This window comes from Curtobacterium sp. MR_MD2014 (assembly GCF_000772085.1).
In the GTDB taxonomy this organism is placed as follows: domain Bacteria; phylum Actinomycetota; class Actinomycetes; order Actinomycetales; family Microbacteriaceae; genus Curtobacterium.
In genome coordinates this window covers 1111104-1130897 of sequence record NZ_CP009755.1, presented here as the reverse complement: position 1 = coordinate 1130897, position 19794 = coordinate 1111104, and the positions used below count along the sequence as shown (strand labels likewise).

At 72.2% G+C, this 19794-nt stretch carries 17 protein-coding genes; 9 read left to right on the top strand and 8 right to left on the bottom strand.

The genetic code is table 11. The features are described 5' to 3' along the window. Positions 1-155: 155 nt before the first annotated feature. The gene (locus NI26_RS05200) at positions 156-992 is read right to left on the bottom strand and encodes an aldo/keto reductase (RefSeq protein ID WP_066653239.1); all 837 of its coding nucleotides are present in this window, start codon (positions 990-992) and stop codon (positions 156-158) included. After that, positions 992-1363 (bottom strand): FKBP-type peptidyl-prolyl cis-trans isomerase, encoded by a 372-nt coding sequence (locus NI26_RS05195; RefSeq protein WP_058728797.1) that lies wholly within the window; start codon positions 1361-1363, stop codon positions 992-994. The genes NI26_RS05200 and NI26_RS05195 overlap by 1 nt, the downstream gene beginning before the upstream one ends. 213 nt (positions 1364-1576) lie before the next feature. Here NI26_RS05195 and NI26_RS05190 point away from each other — a divergent pair, with 213 nt between their 5' ends. Together NI26_RS05190 and NI26_RS05185 are read left to right on the top strand one after the other, a co-directional pair. Further along, the gene (locus NI26_RS05190; RefSeq protein ID WP_081984746.1) at positions 1577-2893 is read left to right on the top strand and encodes an MFS transporter; all 1317 of its coding nucleotides are present in this window, start codon (positions 1577-1579) and stop codon (positions 2891-2893) included. A 176-nt stretch (positions 2894-3069) separates the two neighbouring features. Then, on the top strand, positions 3070-4158 hold the full coding sequence (locus tag NI26_RS05185; protein WP_066653237.1) for a YihY/virulence factor BrkB family protein: 1089 nt from the start codon (positions 3070-3072) through the stop codon (positions 4156-4158). A 103-nt stretch (positions 4159-4261) separates the two neighbouring features. Here the strand turns inward: NI26_RS05185 and NI26_RS05180 are convergent, their stop codons facing one another. The 3 genes from NI26_RS05180 to NI26_RS05170 all read right to left on the bottom strand — a co-directional run bounded on the left by NI26_RS05180 (position 4262) and on the right by NI26_RS05170 (position 7481). Then, a complete protein-coding gene (locus tag NI26_RS05180) occupies positions 4262-5746 on the bottom strand; it encodes an aspartate ammonia-lyase (protein ID WP_066653235.1) in 1485 nt (494 codons plus the stop codon). 126 nt (positions 5747-5872) lie between these two features. After that, complete coding sequence (locus NI26_RS05175; RefSeq protein ID WP_066653232.1) at positions 5873-6169, bottom strand: hypothetical protein; 297 nt, start codon at positions 6167-6169, stop codon at positions 5873-5875. Positions 6170-6224: 55 nt separating this feature from the next. After that, positions 6225-7481, bottom strand: coding sequence for an inorganic phosphate transporter (locus NI26_RS05170; protein WP_081984745.1), 1257 nt, complete (start codon positions 7479-7481; stop codon positions 6225-6227). Between the two features lie 116 nt (positions 7482-7597). On the opposite strand from NI26_RS05170, the gene NI26_RS05165 reads away from it, so the two are divergent. From NI26_RS05165 to NI26_RS05155, 3 genes are all read left to right on the top strand, one after another. After that, complete coding sequence (locus tag NI26_RS05165; protein ID WP_066657947.1) at positions 7598-9286, top strand: cation:proton antiporter; 1689 nt, start codon at positions 7598-7600, stop codon at positions 9284-9286. A gap of 334 nt (positions 9287-9620) precedes the next feature. Further along, on the top strand, positions 9621-11045 hold the full coding sequence (locus tag NI26_RS05160) for an ABC transporter permease (protein WP_066653225.1): 1425 nt from the start codon (positions 9621-9623) through the stop codon (positions 11043-11045). Between the two features lie 47 nt (positions 11046-11092). Next, on the top strand, positions 11093-11392 hold the full coding sequence (locus tag NI26_RS05155; RefSeq protein ID WP_066653223.1) for a hypothetical protein: 300 nt from the start codon (positions 11093-11095) through the stop codon (positions 11390-11392). Here the strand turns inward: NI26_RS05155 and NI26_RS05150 are convergent. Continuing rightward, the gene (locus NI26_RS05150; protein WP_066653220.1) at positions 11389-11895 is read right to left on the bottom strand and encodes an 8-oxo-dGTP diphosphatase; all 507 of its coding nucleotides are present in this window, start codon (positions 11893-11895) and stop codon (positions 11389-11391) included. The genes NI26_RS05155 and NI26_RS05150 overlap by 4 nt on opposite strands. Positions 11896-11979: 84 nt before the next feature. Here NI26_RS05150 and NI26_RS05145 point away from each other — a divergent pair, with 84 nt between their 5' ends. Together NI26_RS05145 and NI26_RS05140 are read left to right on the top strand one after the other, a co-directional pair. Further along, the gene (locus NI26_RS05145) at positions 11980-12330 is read left to right on the top strand and encodes a tryptophan synthase subunit alpha (RefSeq protein WP_066653218.1); all 351 of its coding nucleotides are present in this window, start codon (positions 11980-11982) and stop codon (positions 12328-12330) included. Between the two features lie 35 nt (positions 12331-12365). Beyond that, complete coding sequence (locus NI26_RS05140) at positions 12366-13256, top strand: aminodeoxychorismate lyase (RefSeq protein WP_066653216.1); 891 nt, start codon at positions 12366-12368, stop codon at positions 13254-13256. 138 nt (positions 13257-13394) lie between these two features. Here the strand turns inward: NI26_RS05140 and NI26_RS05135 are convergent, their stop codons facing one another. Beyond that, positions 13395-14594: an amidohydrolase gene (locus NI26_RS05135; RefSeq protein WP_066653214.1), complete on the bottom strand. Its 1200-nt coding sequence runs from the start codon at positions 14592-14594 to the stop codon at positions 13395-13397. A gap of 110 nt (positions 14595-14704) precedes the next feature. Between NI26_RS05135 and NI26_RS05130 the strand changes: the two genes are divergently transcribed. Then, complete coding sequence (locus tag NI26_RS05130; RefSeq protein WP_066653211.1) at positions 14705-15937, top strand: Fic family protein; 1233 nt, start codon at positions 14705-14707, stop codon at positions 15935-15937. After that, a complete protein-coding gene (locus NI26_RS05125; protein ID WP_066657945.1) occupies positions 15934-18105 on the top strand; it encodes a S9 family peptidase in 2172 nt (723 codons plus the stop codon). Before NI26_RS05130 ends, NI26_RS05125 begins: the two co-directional genes overlap by 4 nt. 107 nt (positions 18106-18212) lie before the next feature. Here the strand turns inward: NI26_RS05125 and NI26_RS05120 are convergent, their stop codons facing one another. Next, positions 18213-19745, bottom strand: coding sequence for a CYTH domain-containing protein (locus tag NI26_RS05120; RefSeq protein ID WP_066653209.1), 1533 nt, complete (start codon positions 19743-19745; stop codon positions 18213-18215). Between the last annotated feature and the right edge of the window lie 49 nt (positions 19746-19794).

Sequence of the window (19794 nt, the reverse complement as noted above, 5' to 3'; positions counted from 1 at the left end):
TTCGGGAAACAGGGGTGTCCAGTGTAGTCCCGCCGGGCGACCTCCGGGAGCGACGAGACGCACGGGCGACCGGGGGACGGACGGGCGCGCCCCGCGCGACGCTTCGCGTCGCCGCTCAGCGGGGCGCGCCCGTCCGTCCGTGGGGGCGGCAGCCCCTACATCTCCTCGTGCGTGTCCGGGTCGCCGTCCCAGAGACGCCCGCGCTCGAGCCCGGAGATCGCGCGGACCTCGTCGTCGGTCAGCGCGAAGCCGAAGACGTCGAGGTTCTCCCGCTGCCGGTCCGCGTCGCCGGACTTCGGCACCGGGACCGCGCCGAGCTGGACGTGCCAGCGCAGCACGACCTGGCCGGGCGTCACGCCGTGCGCGGCCGCCGCGTCGAGGACCGGCTGCTCGGTGAGCAGCTCGGACTGCTTCGCGAGCGGGCTCCAGCTCTCGGTGACGATGCCGTACTCGGCGTGCACCTTGCGGAGCTCGGCCTGCGGGAAGTACGGGTGCAGTTCCACCTGGTTCACCGCCGGGGCGACACCGGTGGCGTCGATGATCGCCTTCAGGTGCTCGGGCGTGAAGTTCGAGACGCCGATCGAGCGGACCTTGCCGCTGTCCCGGAGGTCGACGAAGGCCTTCCACGTGTCGACGAACTTCCCGACCGACGGGTTCGGCCAGTGGATGAGGTACAGGTCGACGCGGTCCAGCCCGAGGTTGCCGAGCGTCTCGTCGATCGAGCGGTGTGCCTCGTCGTAGCCGTGGTGCCGCCCGGGCAGCTTCGACGTGACGACGAGGTCCTCACGGTCGACCTCCGACTCGCGCACGGCGCGGCCGACGGCGTCCTCGTTGCCGTAGTTCAGCGCGGTGTCGAGCAGCCGGTAGCCGCTCGTGATCGCCGCGCCGACCGCTGCGGTGCCCTCGTCGCCGTTCAGCCCGTAGGTGCCGAGGCCGAGCTCCGGGAAGCGGTGGCCGTCGTTCAGCTCGATGGTGGGCGCGCCGACCTGCATCAGCGGACCCCGAGCAGGTCGATGATGAAGATGAGGGTCTTGCCGGAGAGGAAGTGCCCGCCGCCGGCCGGGCCGTAGGCGAGCTCCGGCGGGACGGTGAGCTTGCGGCGCCCGCCGACCTTCATGCCGGGGATGCCCTCCTGCCAGCCACGGACGAGTGCTGCGAGCGGGAAGTCGATCGGCTCGCCGCGGTTCCACGAGCTGTCGAACTCCTCGCCGGACTCGTACTCGACGCCGGCGTAGTGCACCTTGACGGTCGAGCCGGGCTGCGCGACGTCGCCGTCACCCTCGACGATGTCGGTGATCACGAGCTCGGTGGGAGCCGGGCCCTCGGGGGCGTCGAACTCGGGCTTGCTGTTGAGGTCAGTCATGGCGTCAGTCAACCAGCTGGGGTGTGGTGGCTTCCCCGGCGGCGCGGGCGTCTCGCTCCCCGCGAACGGGCGCGATCCGTCACGCTCAGCGGACGAACGCGACACACTCCGCCCGCTCGCGTCGCCGGAGTGCGCAGATTCCGCCCGCTCGCGTCGCCGGAGCCCGCCGATTCCGCCCGCTCGGGGCGGCGCAGGCCGCAGAATGGTTCCACCGTGACACGACCTGACACCGAACCCCGCCGCCGCCTGCTCGCCGACCTCACCCCGCTCCGCCGCTCCCCCGCGTTCGCGCGGCTCTGGGCCGGCACGGCGATCGCCGGCATCGGCACGCAGATGACCACCGTGGCGGTCGGCCTCGAGGTCTACGAGATCACCCGCTCGACCTTCGCGGTCGCGCTCGTCGGCGTGATCGCCCTCGTCCCGATGATCGTCGCCGGGCTCTACGGCGGGATGCTCGCGGACGCCTTCGACCGGCGGCTCGTGGCCCTCGTGTCCGCGATCATCGCCTGGGCCGCGGTCGCGCTCATCGCCACGCACGCCTGGCTCGGGCTGCACAGCGTGGCGCTCCTCTACGTGCTCGCGACCGTCAACGCCGTCGCCGCGACGGTGAGCAACGCTTCGCGTTCGGCGATCGTCCCCCGGCTCGTCGGGACGGACCTGCTCCCGGCTGCGAGCGCCCTCGGTGGCATCGCGTCCGGGTTCCAGGTGACGGTGGGCCCGGCGATCGCCGGTGTCCTCATCGCGAGCGTCGGCTTCGCACCGACCTACACGATCGACGTCGTGCTCTTCACGTTCGCCTTCCTCGGCGTCTTCACCCTCCCCCGGATGGCGGCGGAGCACGACGCCCTCCGCCCCGGGCTGCGCTCCCTGGTCGAGGGTGCGCGGTTCCTCAGGCGGTCCCGCAACATCACGATGACGTTCGTGCTCGACATCGTCGCGATGACGTTCGGCCAGCCGCGCGTGCTCTTCCCGGCGATCGGGGCACTGGTCATCGGCGGCGGGTCGATCACGGTCGGCACCCTGACCGCCGCCTACGCCGTCGGCGCGCTGCTGTCGAGCGTGTTCTCCGGCCCGCTCGGGCACGTGCGACGCCAGGGCGAGGCCGTCGGCTGGGCGATCACGGCGTACGGCGCGGCGATCGCGGCGTTCGGCGTCGTCATCGCGGTGGCGCACCTGCTCGGCGGTCGGTCCGGCGAGGCCTTCGGCGTCGAGATCCTGCCCGCACTCGGACTCGCGGCGCTGTTCCTCGCGGCGGCGGGCGGCGCGGACAACGTCAGCTCGGTGTTCCGGAACACGATCCTGCAGGCGGCCTCGCCCGACGGGATGCGCGGACGGCTGCAGGGCATCTTCATCGTGGTCGTGACCGGCGGCCCGCGCCTCGGCGACCTGTACGCCGGCCTCGTCGTCGCGGCCGGCATCGCGTACCCGCCGATCATCGGCGGCGTGCTCATCATCGGCCTCGTGGCACTGCTGCTCCGGCTGGTGCCCTCCTTCCGCCGGTACGACGCACTCGACCCGCACGCGAACTGACCGGCGGGTGCCGGCCCCGTCAGGTCCGAGACTCGGCCTGGCGGACGAGACTCGCGCGCGGGAACGGCGAATTTGTCCGCGGGGCCGAGTCTCGTGCAGCTGCCCGAGGACGGGAGGCGCGTGGCGGTGCCGCACCGCGCCTCCCGGCCGTCGTGGGGTCGGGTACGGTACATCGCATGCCCGACAGCGCCTCGCGCGACCTGCAGCGGACCGGCGTCCGCGCGGTCGTCCGGCGCACCTACCACTCGGTGATCCGCCACCGCGTCGTGGACGCCGCGGCCTCCCTGACGTTCTTCGCCCTGCTGACCGTGTTCCCCGCGGCGCTCGCCGTCGTGTCGGCCCTGTCCGTCGTGGACCGGCAGGGCGACAGCCTGACCGACATCATCCAGGTGCTGGGCTTCATCGTCCGCCCCGAGACCGCGCAGCACCTCGAGGGCCCGCTGCGCCAGCTGCTGACGCTCGACAACCCGTGGGTGGGCTTCTCGATCGGGCTCGTCCTGACGCTGTGGTCGCTCTCCGGGTACGCCACGGCGTTCGGACGCGCGATGAACACCGCCTACGAGGTCGAGGAGGGCCGGCGGATCTGGAAGTTCCGCAGCATGATGCTCCTCGTCACGTTGCTCGTGATGGTCGGCGGGGCGATCGCGATCGTCATCCTGCTCGGAACCCCGACGATCTCGGCGGCGATCGTCCGGCAGCTGGGGTGGGCACCGTGGATCGACGACCTGTGGAACGTGGCGAAGTGGCCCGTGCTCGCCGTCGTCCTCGTGGTGATGGTGGCGGTCCTCTACTACGCGACGCCGAACGTGAAGACCCCGCAGCTGCGGTGGGTGTCGGCCGGAGCGGCGTTCGCGATCGTGACCTGGGCGGTGGCGACCCTCGGCTTCTCGATCTACGTCGAGACGGTCGGCGGCAGCGGGAACCGGGCCTACGGGTGGCTCGGTGGCGCGATCCTGCTGCTCGTGTACCTGTACATCTCGAACTTCGTGCTCGTCGTCGGCGGGGAGCTCGACTCCGAGGTCATCCGGATGCGCCAGCTCCTCGCGGGCATCGAGGCTGACGAGTCGATCCGACTGCCACTCCGCGACGTCACGCGGAACTTCACGCTCGCACGCTGGCGCGACCAGGACATCGCTGCGGCGCACCGGGTCCGGCTCGCCGCGCAGCAGCGTGCCGAGGACGAGCACGAGGAGCCCTCGCCGACCGAGGAGCACCTGCGCGCGATGTCGCACCAGGTGCGGGTCGGCGAGCCCCCGCTGCCCTAGGCTCCAGCGCTCGCGCGGCGCTCCGCACGACGCAACGTCGGCGACGCCTCGCAGCGCTGTACCGCTGCGCAGTGCCGCCGAGGTTGCGTCTCGCGGGACGGGGTCAGCGCTCGCGCGCGACCCGCTCCGCCTCGGCGTCCAACATCTCCTCGGTGACGATCGGGATCGCCCCCGTCGCGAGCTCGATGCCCGACAAGCGCGCCGGCGACAGGACCCGCTGCACCTGGTCCTCGTCCATCAGCCCCGCCGCCGTGACGAGCGTCGCGATCGGCGTCGAGGTCGTCAACGCGGTGTGCGCGATCGACGCCGCGGCCGCGTAGCCGATGTAGGGCGTCAGCGCGGTGACGACGCCGACGTTGGTGTCCACCTGCGCGGCGAGCTTGGCCTCGTTCGCCTCGATGCCCGTGACGCAGTTCACCCGGAGCGTGGCGCACCCGCTCGCCATCCACTGCAGCGACTGCAGGATCGAGTGGGTGATGATCGGCTCGAAGGCGTTGAGCTGCAGCTGCCCGCCCTCGGCGGCCATCGTCACCGTGGTGTCGGCACCGGCGACGGCGAACGCGATCTGGTTCACGACCTCCGGGATCACCGGGTTGACCTTGCCCGGCATGATCGACGACCCCGCCTGGCGTGCGGGCAGCGTGATCTCGCCGAGCCCCGCCTGCGGCCCCGACGCGAGCAACCGCAGGTCGTTGCAGATCTTCGACAGCTTGGCCGCGCTGCGCTTCACCGTGCCGGACAGCGTCATGAAGGCACCGGCGTCACTCGTCGCCTCGATTAGGTCGGGTGCGGTCACGATGTCGAGCCCGCTGGCGACCTGCAGCTGCCGACGGACCTCGTCGCGGTACTGCGGGTCCGCGGTGATGCCCGTGCCGATGGCCGTCGCCCCGAGGTTCGTCTCCGCGAGCAGCGGCGAGACCGTGCGGAGGAGCAGGACGTCCTCCTGGATGGTGTGCGCGAACCCGGTGAACTCCTGCCCGAGGGTCATCGGCACGGCGTCCTGCAGCTGCGTGCGCCCGACCTTCAGGACGTCCTGGAACGCCCGGCCGCGCTCGGCGAACGCGTCGGAGAGCAGTTCGAGCTGCTCGGTGAGCCGCCGCACCCCCAGGATCATCGCCAGCTTGATGCTCGTCGGGTAGGTGTCGTTCGTCGACTGGCTGCGGTTCACGTGGTCGATCGGGTGCAGGTACGCGTAGTCGCCCTTCTCACGCCCGAGGATCTCGAGGGCGCGGTTGGCGAGCACCTCGTTCGTGTTCATGTTCGTCGACGTCCCCGCGCCGCCCTGCACGACGTCGACGACGAACTGGTCGCGGAGGCTCCCGTCGCGGACCTCCTGCGCCGCCTGGTCGATGGCGTCGGCACGCTCGGCGTCGAGCACCCCGATGGCCTTGTTCGCCCGTGCGGCGGCCTGCTTCACGGTCGCGAGCGCCTCGACGAGGTCCGGGTACACCGCGATCGGCACCGACGTGATCGGGAAGTTCTCGAGCGCCCGGAGGGTGTTGATGCCCCAGTACGCGTCGGCGGGGACCTCGAGGGATCCCAGCGAGTCGGTCTCGGTCCTGGTGCGCGCTGCTTCGTTGCCGGTCACCCTGTCGAGGCTAGCCCGTCCGGCCGGTCGGGTCCGGTAAGTGGGCGCGCGTGGTGACCGACGACGGACGGGAGGCCCGTGGCGGCGTCGCCACGGGCCTCCCGTCCGTCAGGTGGACGTGACCCGTCAGTGGAACTGCGGGACGATCAGGTAGATGCCGTAGAGCACGGCCAGGCCGGAGACGGCGAAGCACGCGACGGCGAGCGCGCGGAACGCGCGGACGCCGGGCTGGACGGTGCCGGGCTGGGGGAAGCCGGCCGTGGCGGGGCCGACGGTGCCGTCGTCCTTCACGGTGTACTTGCCGGCGCGCGTGTCGGCGGCGCTCCAGAGGCGCAGGCCGATCGAGTAGACGAGGACCACGAAGCACGCGGAGACGACCGCGACGATCGCCACGGTGAGGAATGCAAACCAGTCGATGCCCATCAGCGGCGCCCTCCGCCCAGGGATGCGAAGCTGCGCGAGTCAGTGGCGATGCCCATCAGCGGCGCCCTCCGTTCCGTCCGGCCATGCGGCGCAGGGTGCGCTCACGGCTGAGCTCGGCGCGCCGCTCGGCGACCTGGGCGGCACGCTTCTTGCGCTGCATGTCGCGGAGCTCCTTGCGGGTGAAGACCGCGTTGGCGGCCACGTCCACCTCGATCGCGGCGGCCTGGTCGTGCGGCTTCCGCAGCGACCAGAGGTAGAGCCCGAGGATGACGGCGGCGCCGACGACCGCGTCGATGACGAGTCCCCCGACACCGAGCCGGGCGATGCCGGACGCGATCGCGCCGACGGCTGCGGCGGCCGGCAGCGTGATGAACCAGGCGACGACGATCTTGCCCGCCGTCGACCACTGGATCTTCGAGCCACGACGGCCGAGCCCGGCGCCGATGATCGAGCCCGACGACACCTGCGTGGTCGAGAGCGCGAAGCCGAGGTGGCTCGACGCGAGGATGGTGGCTGCGGTGGACGCCTCGGCGGCGAAGCCCTGGGTGGCGCGGATCTCGGTCAGACCCGACCCGAGGGTGCGGATGATGCGCCAACCACCGGTGTACGTGCCGAGTGCGATCGCGAGCGCACACGCGACGACGACCCAGAACTGCACGCCCTGGTTCGCCGACTGCGCGCCCGAGGCGATCAGCGTCAGCGTGATCACGCCCATCGTCTTCTGCGCGTCGTTCGTGCCGTGCGCGAGGGAGACCATCGAGCTCGTGAACACCTGGCCGATGCGGAAGCCGCCGCGCTCGTTCGGGAAGACCGGACGACGGGTCACGCGGTAGGCGATGCGCGTGGCGAGGAGCGAGACCAGCGCGGCGATCACCGGCGACAGGAACGCGGGGATGATCACGACGGTCAGCAGCGCGGCGTAGTTCACGGAGTCGAAGCCGGCTCCGACGATCGCGGCACCGATGAGCCCGCCGAACAGCGCGTGCGAGGACGACGACGGCAGACCGCGCAGCCACGTGATCATGTTCCAGACGACCGCGCCGATCAGGCCCGCGAAGATCATCTCCGGGGTGATCGCGACGCCACCGGGGCCCTCGTTGATCAGGCCGTGCGAGATCGACGTCGCGACGGCGGTGCTGAGGAACGCACCGACGAGGTTGAGCACCGCGGCGACCGTGACGGCCACCTTGGGCTTCATGGCACCGGTGGCGATCGGTGTCGCCATCGCGTTGGCGGTGTCGTGAAAACCGTTTGTGAAGTCGAAGAAGAGGGCCAACGCGATGACCAGGACGACTATGAGTGTGATGTCCACCGCGGGCAAGTGTCGCAGCCGATCGGCTCCGGGGCAAACCCTGTCGTCCGCCGCCGCGCCACCCGACCTGCGGGATCGTTCAGCCTGCGAATCATGTCGATGGGAGAATGGACACCATGGACACCGCGGAACTCCTCATCCTGTTGATCGGTTCACTCGCGGTGACCGGCTTCGCGCGGGCCAAGGGGCTGCCCGCGCCGCTGCTCGTCACGGCCGTGGCGCTCGCGGTGTCGTTCCTGCCGGGCCTGCCGGAGATCGAGATCGACTCCGAGGTGATCCTCACCGTCGTCCTGCCGCCGCTGCTCTACTCCGCCGCCCTCGACGTGTCGTGGCAGAGCTTCCGGCAGTCCATCAAGCAGATCCGCCGTCTCGGTATCTTCCTCGTGATCGTCACCGCGCTCGCGGTCGCCCTCGCCGCGTACATCATCATCCCGGACATGGACTGGCCCGCGGCGATCCTGCTCGGCGCCGTCGTCGCCCCGCCGGACGCGGTGTCCGCTGCGGCGATCGGCCGGAAGCTCGGACTCCCCCGCCGGGTGATGACGGTCCTGTCCGGCGAGAGCCTCATCAACGACGCCGCGTCCCTCACCCTCGTGCGGGTCTTCACGCTCATCGCGGCGGGGACGTCGCTGACGATCTGGCAGGACCTCGGCATCTTCGGGCTCGCAATCGGTGTCGGCCTGGCGGTGGGCATCGTCCTCGGCGTCGCCGTCCACTGGATCCGGATGCGCATCAACGACCCGGTCGTCGAGACGATCATGAGCATCCTGCTGCCCTTCGTCGCGTACGTCCTCGCCGAGCACCTCTCCGGCTCCGGGGTCATCGCCGTGGTCACCGCGGGGCTGTACATCGGCTACAACTCGCCGAAGGAGGGCTACGCGACCCGGCTGCAGGAGCGCCCGCTGTGGACGAGTGCGGACGTGATCCTCGAGGGGTTCGTCTTCGCCCTCATCGGCCTGCAGCTCAAGACCGTCGTCCAGGACCTCGTCGAGAGCGACCGCAGCCTGACGCAGACCCTCACCGCGGCGGCCGTCGTCCTGGTCGTCGTGATCCTCGTGCGACCGCTCTTCGTGTTCGAGTCGTACGCGCGCAACCGCTTCAACGGCCGGTGGCTGCGGCCGTTGCGCGTCCGACTGTCCCGCGGTCACCCGTCCCTGCGCTGGCTGCGCGGTTCCGCCGAACCGAAGCTGAACTGGCGGGAGCTCACCGTCATCTCGTGGACCGGCATGCGCGGTGTGGTGACCCTCGCGGCGGCGGTCTCCGTCGTCGGCAACTCGGTCGACGTCAAGGCGCAGGACACCATCTTCGTGATCGCCTTCGTGGTCACCGTCGGCACGCTCCTACTGCAGGGGCTGACCCTGCCGTTCGTGATCCGGGCGCTGAAGGTGCAGGACCCGGCCGAGGGAGAGGCGGACGTCCGCAGCGAGATGCGACTCAACCAACGCACCACCGAGGCCGCGATCGCCCTGCTCGAGCGGCGTCGGTCGGCGTGGTCGGAGCAGTACGGCGACCAGGCCGTCGACAGCGTCGTGAGCCGACTGAAGGCGCGTCTGGAACGGCAGGCCGAGACGTTCCGCCGCGACGCCGAGGAAGAAGAGGACGAGGAACGGAACGCTCCGCTGCGACTCCGCGGCGCCCAGATCCAGGACATCCGCCGCGAACTGCTCGACCGTCGCCGCGAGATCGTGCTCGAGGAACGCGAGAAGGGCAACCTCGACGAGGAGGTCATGCGCCGCGTGCTCGTGACGCTCGACGCCGAGGAACTCGCGATGGACTCGGCCCAGGCCTCCCGCAGCCGGTCCTGACCCGGCGCTGCCGGTCCCGGGCCGCCGCAGCCGGTCCTGACCCGGCGCCGCCGGTCCTGGGCCGCCGCAGCCGGTCCTGCCCCGACAGCTCACGGGGCGCGGTGAGCACGCCCGGCGTACCGTGATGCTCCGACCAGCAGAAGGAGCAGAGCGCCGAGTGAGCGAGCCGCGGAACGACGTCCCCAGGAAGAGCGACCTCCCCGATCGTGACGGAGCGCCGCGGTCGTCCGCGCCGAAGCCCCGGCAGACCCGGCCCTCGACGCGGGGCGGTTCGCGGCCACGTCGCGGTGCTCCCGTCGCCGGCAGCCGGAGCGCCGGCAGCCGTGCGGGGCGCGTGCGCCAGGCACCGGTGCCCGAGCCGCAGCGGATCAGCCGGTACCGCCGCTGGTACGGCACGCTCCACCCCTCGCTGCAGCTCATCGGGCTGCAGCTCTGGATGCCGCTGTTCTTCATCGTCGGCTTCTGCCTCTGCTACGTCTTCGCCTTCCACGCTCCCCACCCGCACGGCGTCCCCGTCGCCCTGGTCGGCAGCGACCCGACCCTCGTCGCCGCCGTCGGCAAGGCCCTGCCCGGTGAGTACGTGTTCCACACGTACGAGTCGCTGGCCCGCGCGAAGCAGGACGTCCTGGCCGGCACGATGGCCGTCGCGTACGACCCTTCGGCGAACGAGGTCTTCAAGGCGAGCGCCCACCAGTTCCAGGTCGCCTCGCTCGTCCCCGCGACGCTGACCAGCGTGCTCACCGGGATCGGAGTCGCCGCCCCGACCGTCACCGAGCTCGCACCGCTGCCCGCGTACGACGAGTACGGCACCGTCGCGATGTACGTCATGCTCGCCTGGTGCATCGGCGGCTACATGGTCGCGATGTTCATCGGCATCATGGGCGGTCCGCTGCGGCACCGCACCCGCATGACCGTGATCGTCGTCGGCGGCCTCGTGATCTCCCTGATCACGAACACGCTCGCCGGCCCGGTCGTCGGCGCGATCCACGGGCACTGGATCGGACTCGTGCTCATCGCCTGGGGCTGGATCGTCGCGATCGGTCTCGCCGTCAACGGCCTGAGCTACTTCGTCGGCCGGTTCATCGCCGCGCCCGCGATGATCTGCTTCGTCTTCCTGTCGATGCCGTCCTCCGGCGGCGCGTACCCGAAGTGGTTCATGCCGGAGCCCTTTGCGTGGCTCAACCACGTCGTGGTCGGCTCGAGCATGGTCGACATGATCAAGCACGAGATCTACGGCGTCGGCCCCGGCTTCGGTCGCGGGCTGGTCACGATGGGCTGTTACGCCGCCGCCGGGCTCGTGCTGATGTTCTTCGGCAAGCAGTGGTGGGAGCGCCGTCGCATCGCGGCGATCGTGAACAACCGCACGACGATGTTCCAGGACGCGCAGACCGCGAACCGCGAGTTCCTCGGGAAGCAGCGGGACGCCGAGCTCGAGCGCCACGGACTGACCTCGACCGAGACCGGCACGCTGAGCGTCCTGCGCGACGACGACTGGGAGGACGAGCGTGTCGCCGGCGACGTCTTCACCGGCGGTCGCGACGGGCTCGAGCAGGAGACCACCCCGACCGGACGCATCCCCGTGGTGCGGCAGGCGGACCGGTCCGGCCCGGCGCGACCGGGAGGCGCTGCCACCGGCCCCCGCACCCGTCCCGTCCCCCGCGTGGACGCGTCCGGTCGCCGCCCGGCGCCGGCAGGATCGCGCACGACGCGGACCGGCGCGCCCGACGAGCGCCAGCACGGGCGGCACGCCGAGCGCTGACGCGCGCACGCTCGGCCGCTCCCCGGAGCGCGCGTATCCTGTTCCGCATGCACCCGCGCACCGCCTGGCACCGCGTCCTCGTCACCGCCGTCGTGGCGTTCCTCGTGCTCGCGGCAGCGCTCTACGCCGCGAGCGTGTTCCTCGCCCCCGCCGACGGCCGGAACACCGCCGGGCTGTTCGTCGGCTGGGCGATGTTCGCGGTCCTCGGGGCGATCGCGGCGGGCATCGTCGACTTCTTCGTCCGCCCGCTCGGTGGTCGCAGCGGGGACGCCGACGTCCTCGCCGCCGCGGAGGAGGCGCGCACCGGCAGCACCCGCGTCCAGCAGGGTCGTGCGGGCGCCCGCTAGACGCCTTCGCCGCTGAAGCCCGAGACGGTCGCGTTGTCCTCCGCGAAGGTGAAGCGCGCCGTGACGGTCCCGCCGGCCAGCACGCCCGGCAACCAGTAGCGCGCGTCGTCCCACATCGCGTCGTAGGGCACCGCGTCGACGGGGACCCACCGCGGCTCCAGCTCGTCGCTGCCCGACGGGGTCCCCTGCCAGCGGCGGCAGACGAAGACGTCCGAGCGCTGCGACCAGGACGGTCGGAACGGGAACCGGTAGTCCAACGTGCCACGCGCCTCCAGGTCGTCCGACTCGAGCCGCAGACCGACCTCCTCCGCCACCTCGCGCACCGCTGCCGCCACCGGCGGCTCCCCCGGCTCGCGCTTGCCGCCCGGACCGACGAGGCGCCCGGCCCCGAGCCCCCGACGCTTCTCGCCGAGCAGCACCTCGGGGCCGTCGGGACCGTCACGGAGCAGGTAGACGACCACGACCGGGGCGTGCTGGGACTTCGTCTCGTCGCGTTCGGTCACGGTCCCCAGTCTGGCGGACGTGTCCGGTGGACGCTCCGCGCTGGCGTACGATCGCTGGCATGGCAGGCGTGCTGCGGGGGCACCATGGCTGAGCCCCGCAGGACCGGGCGCAGCCTCGAAGTGCTGCGCGCCGAGGCCGCCGAGGAGATCTCGATGATCGTCGAGCACCGCAGCCGTGCGGGCGAGGACCCGTGGGAGTTCATGCCGACGCTCCCGACCGTCGACGAGCAGGTCGTGCTCATCCTCCGCGCCGATGCCGTCGAGCTCGACGCCGCGATCGGGCAGCGCAGCGTGCACTGGGCGGGCCACCCGGCCTCCGGGCAGGGCACCGAGCTCGGCGAGGAGTACCACCGGCTCCGCCGGATCGCCCTGCAGCACCCCGAGCTGACGCCGGCGGTGTGGAAGCTCATGGGCGCGCTCCCCGGGCGCGACTGACGACCACCGACCCGGTGCTGCGGTTGGATGGTGGCATGACCGACACCGTCCTCGCCGTCCTCAACCAGCCCTCGCGCGACGCCGCCCCGCACGACCCCGAGGCCGACGCGTACACGTGGGCGAAGCCGCTCGAGGAGCACCTGCAGGTGCAGGACCTCGGGGCGATCCGCGGCGACGGGGTGTTCGAGACCATCACGGTGGTCGACGGGCGGCCGCAGGCGCTCGAACCGCACCTCGCCCGCTTCGTGCGGTCCGCGGCGATGCTCGACCTGCCCACGCCGGACGTCGACGCGTGGCGCCAGGCGATCGAGGCGGTGTGCGCCCGGCTCGACCCGGTGCACGAGGCCTTCGCGAAGACCGTCATGACCCGCGGCGTCGAGGGCTCGGGTCGACCGACCGGCTGGGTCTACGCGGCACCGTCCGGCGACCAGACGCCCGCGCGGACGGCGGGCATCGCCGTCGTGACGCTCGACCGCGGCTACCGGCACGACGTCGAGCGGACCTCGCCGTGGTTGCTGCAGGGCGCGAAGACGCTGTCGTACGCGGTGAACATGGCGGCGCTCCGCGAGGCCGAGCGCCGCGGAGCGGACGACGCGCTCTTCGTCTCGACGGACGGGTACGTGCTCGAGGGCACCCGCGCGAACCTGGTGATGTCCGTCGACGGCAGGTTCGTGACGCCGCGGACCGACATCGGCATCCTGGCCGGGACGACGCAGGCCGACGTCTTCCGGTTCGCCGAGGGCGAGGGCATCGCGACCTCGTACGAGCTCGTCACGCTGGCCGACCTGGAGGCCTCCGACGCCCTGTGGCTGCTGTCGAGCGTCCGCCAGGCGGCACCGATCCGGTCCGTGAACGGCGTCGCGCGGGAGATGGACCTGCCGATGACCGAGCGCATCAACGACTTCCTGCTGTCCCGCGACGCCTGACGCTCGGCGCCCCCTCCGCGGAACGCAACGTCGGCGGTTGCGCGCAGCGGTACGGCGTTGCGAGCAACCGCCGAGGTTGCGTCTTGCGGACGGGAGGACCGTGGCGGGGCCGCCACGAGCCTCCAGACCGTCATCCGGTCACCAGCGCGGCGTGGTGACGCCCGTCCCGTCGGCCCACTCGTACACGGACGTGCCCTCGATCCAGACGCGCGTCGCGCGGCTGGTCGCGGCCAGCGGGTCGCCGTCCCACAGGACGAGGTCGGCGTCGAAGCCCGGTGCGATGCGGCCGACACGGTCCCCGAAGCCGAGGAAGGCTGCGGGGTTGGTGGTGAGGGCCTCGAGCGCGGTCTGCCAGGGCAGGCCCTCCTTGACGGCCGCCGTGGCCTGGTCGACCAGCATCGCGATCGGCACGACCGGGGCGTCGGTGGTGATGGCCACGCGGACACCGGCGGCGGCGAGCGCCACGACGTTCGGGATGCCGCGGTCGCGGAGTTCGACCTTCGAGCGGCTCGTGAACAGCGGGCCGTAGATCACCGGGACGTCGCGCTCGGCGAGCAGGTCGGCGATCTTGTGCGCCTCGGTGCCGTGGTTGACGACGAGCCGGTACCCGAACTCGTCGGCCAGGCGGAGCGCGGTCGCGAGGTCGTCGTGCCGGTGGACGTGCTGGTCCCACGCGAGCTCGCCGTCGAGCACCCGGACGAGCGTCTCGTTCGTCAGGTCGCGGGTGAACGGCTCCCCCTTCGCGGCGGCGGCCGCACGGGCGGCGCGGTAGTCCTGCGCGGCGACGAACGCCTCACGGACGACCTTCGCCACGCCGAGGCGCGTCGACGGCGTCCTCCCCTTGTCGCCGTACACGCGCTTCGGGTTCTCGCCGAGGGCGCTCTTGACGCTGACGGCGTCGGAGATGAGCTGCTCGTCGATCGTGCGACCACCCCAGGTCTTGATCGCGACGGTCTGCCCGCCGATCGGGTTGCCGGAGCCGGGCTTCACGACGATGCTCGTGATGCCGCCGGACAGTGCGTCGCGGAACCCCTCGTCGTCGATGTCCACGGCGTCGATCGCCCGCACCGCAGCCTGGTTCGGGTCGGTCATCTCGTTGGTGTCGTTGCCGGCCCAGCCGTTCGCCTCCTCGTGGATGCCGACGTGGCCGTGCGACTCGACGAACCCGGGGACGAGCCAGGCGCCGGCGGCGTCGACGACGGGGAGGCCGGGCGGCGGAGCCACGTCGGGGCCGACGGCGGTGATGCGGCCGTCCTCGACGACGACGGCACCCCCGTCGAAGGGCGGAGCGGTGACGGGGACGACGTGGGCCCCGGTGACGACGAACGAGTTGCGCATGCCACCACGGTACGGCGGAGCACCGTCGTCCCCGCGACATACCGATCCCTGGCGTCCGCGGTCGCGTCCGTCCTACCGTCTCGACACCGACGATCGACGCAGGAGGCTCCGTGTCCCGACCCCGACCACCCTGGCCCGCCCACGACACCGTCGTCCGGCCGTGGCGCAGCGCCACCCGCGGCGACCGGACCGTCCGGCAGACGGCGACCGTCACCGCTTCGGTCCCACCGTGCATCGCCGACGCGCACTGGGAGCCCGACGGAGCGACCGCTGCACTGCTCGACCGGAGCCTGACGGCGCTCCGGGCGCTCGACGAGGACGGCGGAGCCGGTCCCCTGCACCGGCTGCTCACCCGGACCGAGGCGGTCGCGACCTCGCGCATCGAGCACGAGGACGCCACGGCCGAGGACGTCGCCCGGGCGCTGGTGGGCGTGCGCGCGAACACGAGCGCCTCGGTGATGGTGCAGGCCGGGGACGCCCTCGAGCGCCTGGTGCGGGCAGCCGGAGCCGGACACCTCGACGAGACCGCGCTCCTCGACGCCCACCGTGGTCTGCTGCGCGGCGACCCCGTGGACGGCCCGCACGCGGGTCGCTACCGCACCGTGCAGAACTGGATCGGGGGCGGGCGCACACCACGGGACGCCGACCACGTCCCACCGCCGCCCGAGTTCGTCCCGTCGCTCATGGCCGACCTGTTCGCGTTCCTCGCGCGCGACGACCTGCACCCCGTGGCCCAGGCGGCGATCGCACACGCGCAGTTCGAGTCGATCCACCCGTTCACCGACGGCAACGGACGGACCGGTCGCGCGCTCGTCGCGGCGGTCCTGCGGCACCGGGGTGCGACGCGGACCGCGAGTCCACCCGTCTCGTCCGTCCTGGTCGCCGAGCGCACCCGGTACTTCCAGCACCTGACGCAGTACCGCGAGGGACACGTCGACGCGTGGGTGCGCGACGTCGCGATCGCCGTGGGCGCGGGGTCGGACGAGGCGCTCGTGACGGGGCTGCTGCTCGACGAGGTCGCCGCGGACCGTGCGGCGACGACCTGCGCCGCCGGCCCGCACGCGGTGCTCGGGCGGGCGCTCGACCAGGACGCCGTCCTGACGGAGGACCACGCGGAGGAGCTCCTCCGCCGCGCGATCGCGCGGGGCGACGTCTCGGGGACGGCCGAGACGCTGCTCGAGACGACGGTCACCGACCTGTGCCGCGCCGGGGTCCTCCGACCGGTGACCGCCCGTCGCCGTCGCCGTGCGTGGATCGCGCCCGCGGTGGCGGCCGAACTCGACGCCTTCGCCGAGCGCGTTCGAGCAGGTGTCGAGGCCCGGGCGCATAGGGTGGCGTGGTGAGCAGTGAGCACGCCCAGGCCACCCCGCCGACCGCCGCGAAGCGGCCCGTCACGCGGACCCACCACGGCATCGAGTTCGTCGACGACTACGAGTGGATGCGGGACAAGGAGTCACCGGAGACCCTCGCCCACCTCGAGGCCGAGAACGCCTGGACCGAGGCACAGACCGAGCACCTGACCGGCCTCCGCGACCGCATCTTCGCCGAGGTCAAGAACCGCGTGCAGGAGACGGACCTCTCCGTCCCGGTGCGCATGGGCGACTGGTGGTACTTCACGCGGACGGCCGAGGGCAGCCAGTACGGCGTGCACTGCCGCGCACCGATCACCGGCCCGGACGACTGGACGCCGCCCGCGGTCGACGAGGGTGCGACGGCCCTGCCCGGGGAGCAGGTCGTCCTCGACGGCAACGCCCTGGCCGAGGGGCACGACTTCTTCTCGCTCGGCAGCTACGACATCAGCGACGACGGGACCCGTCTCCTCTACGGCGTCGACGTCGAGGGCGACGAGCGCTACACGCTGCACGTGCGCGACCTCACGACGGGCACCGACCTCGGCGACGAGATCCCGGACACCGGCTCCGGCGCGACCTTCGACCCGTCCGGGCGCTACGTGTTCTACCCGACCGTCGACGAGTCCTGGCGTCCGGACCGCATCTGGCGGCACACCGTCGGCAGCGCCACCGGCGACGACGTCGTCGTGTTCGAGGAGTCCGACGACCGCTACTGGGTCGGCGTCGGCGTGACCCGCTCGTCGCAGTACATCGTCATCGAGCTCGGCTCCAAGATCACGTCCGAGGCACTGGTGCTCGACGCCGCCGACCCGACCGGCGAGTTCCGGGTCGTGTGGCCGCGGCGCGAGGGGGTCGAGTACGAGATCGAGCACGCCATCGTCGGCGGGAGCGACCGCTTCCTGGTGCTGCACAACGACGGCGCCGAGAACTTCGAACTCGTCGACGTCCCCGCCGACGACCCCACCTCGGAGCACGACCGCCGCGTCGTCGTCGCGCACCACACCGAGCGCCGCATCGAGTCCGTCGACGCCTTCGCCGGGCACCTGGCGCTCGAGTACCGGGCCGAGGCGCTCCCCCGCGTCGCCGTCATCCCGATCGAGGGCGACGGCTACGGCGACGCGCACGAGGTCCCCTTCGACGAGGCGCTCTTCTCGGCAGGGCTCGGCGGCAACCCCGAGTGGGAGCAGCCGACCCTGCGCATCGGGTACACGTCGTTCGTCACCCCGTCCGAGGTCAGCGACCTCGACCTGGCGACCGGCGAGGTCACGGTGCTCAAGCGACAGCCGGTCCTCGGCGGCTACGACCCGGCCGACTACGTGCAGGAGCGTGACTGGGCGACGGCCCCGGACGGCACGCAGGTGCCGATCTCGCTCGTCTGGCGCCGCGACGCGGTGGACGCCGACGGCCCGGCACCGCTGCACCTCTACGGGTACGGCTCCTACGAGCACTCCATCGACCCGGGCTTCAGCGTCATGCGCCTGTCCCTGCTCGACCGCGGCGTCGTCTTCGCGGTCGCCCACGTGCGGGGCGGCGGCGAGATGGGGCGGCACTGGTACGAGGACGGCAAGACGCTGACGAAGAAGAACACGTTCACCGACTTCGTCGCGGTCGCCGAGCACCTGATCGAGAGCGGTCGGACGAGCGCCGACCGTCTCGTCGCCGAGGGCGGCAGCGCCGGTGGCCTGCTCATGGGCGCCGTCGCGAACCTGGCGCCGGAGCGCTTCGCCGGCATCCTGGCCGCCGTCCCGTTCGTCGACGCGCTCACGAGCATCCTCGACCCGGACCTGCCGCTCACGGTGATCGAGTGGGACGAGTGGGGCGACCCGCTGCACGATGCCGAGGTCTACCGGTACATGAGCGAGTACTCGCCCTACGAGAACGTGCGCGACGACGTGCAGTACCCACGGATCCTCGCCGTGACGTCGATCAACGACACCCGTGTGCTCTACGTCGAACCGGCGAAGTGGACCGCGAAGCTGCGCGAGGTCGGGGCGCCGGTCCTGCTGAAGACCGAGATGGCCGCGGGGCACGGCGGCGTGAGCGGCCGGTACGACTCGTGGCGCGAGCGCGCGTTCGAGCTCGCCTGGTTGCTCGAGGTGCTCGGCCTGGCCGACGTGAACCCCGCGGCGGCCTCAGCGGAGCCGATCGCCGCCGGCTGAGCGCCGCCGCTGCCGATCGTCCCGCGGGAGCAACAGGACTCCACCGGAGTTCGGTGGAGTCCTGTCGCTCCCACGGAATGCTGCGCGACGCAGCGCGCCGAGCCGCGTCAGACGCGGTTGAGTGCCTGCACGGCCTGGTCGTACGAGTCCTCGGCGAGCCGCACGCGGTCCCCCGCGAGCACGCCGTACCCGAACGTCCCCTCACCACCACGCTCGGCGATGCCGGAGTGCACCCGGAGCACGTCGAGGGCGTGCAGGGAGCGCACCCGCTCGGTCAGCACGTCCGCGGCGTCCCCGATGCGCTTCCACAGCGCGTGCGGGAAGGCGTCGTCCCCGAGCACGTCCATCGCCGCCCGGGCGCGGGTCGCAGCGCGCCAGGCGGTCTCGGTCGCCGCACGGTCGGCGGCTTCACGGTCGACAGGGCCGACGCTCTCGTCGTCGTCCCCGACCGCGTTCCGGACCAGGTCACGGACGCGTGGCTTCTCGACCGCCGAGACGTCCTGAGCGACGTGCTTCGGCGACCGGAGCGCCCACGCCGTCGGCGCCGGACGCTCGACGGCGTCGTCGAGGGCGTCGAGGAGTTCGAGGTAGCGCTCGGAGTGCAGGAAGGCCGTGACCTCGCCGACCGCGACAGCACGGCGCTCGCGGGTGGCGGCGAGCACCCGCTCCCGGGTCATCGCGTCGACGAGCAGGTCCTGTGCCGGCGTCGATGCGTGGGGCAGACGCTCCACGAGGTAGTCGGCCAGCGCAGCGCGCGCCGTCACGGCGGCGAGGGCGTCCGCGGCCTCGGCTGCTCGGTCGGTCGCCGGGGTCGCCGGGAACGCAGGACGGTACGAGCCGAGCACGGCGGCGATGTCGAGGGAGGTCCTCGCCGTCTCACGGAGGTCCGTCTCCGCCCCGGCGCGCAGCTGTCCTTCGAGGGCGAGCAGGGTCGATCGCAGCTTGCGCAGGCGCTTCGTCAGTGCCCGCGCCGCGGTGTGCTTCTCCGGCTTCTCCGCCGTGCGGAGCCGGGCGGCGGGCGCGCCCTCCAGGCCGCGGGCGAGCTTCGAGGTGACCGCCGCGGGGTGCGCGTCGATGTCGGCGAAGCGACCGTCGAGTGCCGCGAAGAGCTCGTGCGCCACCTGTTCGTCGACGCCCTCGGCGACCTCGACCTCGACCTCACGCCAGGTGCGCGGGGTCGCGGGCGCGTGGTCGTCGAGGCGCTGGGCGACCACGCGGTCGTCGGCGAGTTCGGCGACCTGGTCGTCGTCCTCGTCGAGCAACCGCACGACCGCCCGCGTGGTGGTGATGCGGACGACGGGGCGCAGGCCGCGGCCCCGGCGCTCGGCGAACAGCGCGGCCAGGACCTCGTCGGGCACGGTGTCGGGATCGTCCGTCAGGGCGAAGTGCTGCTCGTGCCGGACGGTGTCCGACGCGGCGCGCTTGATGTGCCATCCCGCGTCCGGGCCACCCGTCCGTCGGCGGACGGTCACCCGCGAGGCGACGAGGTCGTACCGCTCGGTGTCCCAGTAGGTGGCGTCGAGGCCGAACGGCTCCTGGCGCTCCGTCCGGGCGATGCTGCCGACGCCGATGAGGTCCGGCAGGTCGTCGCCCTCGGGCATGTCGTACGTACGCTCGATCTCGAGGTGGGTGTCCGTCACGCGGTCCTGTCTACCAGGGGTCACCGGGGTTCCCCGAACCGGCGGGGTT

Excerpts from the sequence above, each read along its gene's own strand:
- NI26_RS05200 (WP_066653239.1), bottom strand. The coding sequence starts at position 992 with ATGCAGGTCGGCGCGCCCACCATCGAGCTGAACGACGGCCACCGCTTC.
- NI26_RS05195 (WP_058728797.1), bottom strand. The coding sequence starts at position 1,363 with ATGACTGACCTCAACAGCAAGCCCGAGTTCGACGCCCCCGAGGGCCCG.
- NI26_RS05185 (WP_066653237.1), top strand. The coding sequence starts at position 3,070 with ATGCCCGACAGCGCCTCGCGCGACCTGCAGCGGACCGGCGTCCGCGCG.
- NI26_RS05175 (WP_066653232.1), bottom strand. The coding sequence starts at position 6,169 with ATGGGCATCGACTGGTTTGCATTCCTCACCGTGGCGATCGTCGCGGTC.
- NI26_RS05165 (WP_066657947.1), top strand. The coding sequence starts at position 7,598 with ATGGACACCGCGGAACTCCTCATCCTGTTGATCGGTTCACTCGCGGTG.
- NI26_RS05155 (WP_066653223.1), top strand. The coding sequence starts at position 11,093 with ATGCACCCGCGCACCGCCTGGCACCGCGTCCTCGTCACCGCCGTCGTG.
- NI26_RS05145 (WP_066653218.1), top strand. The coding sequence starts at position 11,980 with ATGGCTGAGCCCCGCAGGACCGGGCGCAGCCTCGAAGTGCTGCGCGCC.
- NI26_RS05140 (WP_066653216.1), top strand. The coding sequence starts at position 12,366 with ATGACCGACACCGTCCTCGCCGTCCTCAACCAGCCCTCGCGCGACGCC.
- NI26_RS05135 (WP_066653214.1), bottom strand. The coding sequence starts at position 14,594 with ATGCGCAACTCGTTCGTCGTCACCGGGGCCCACGTCGTCCCCGTCACC.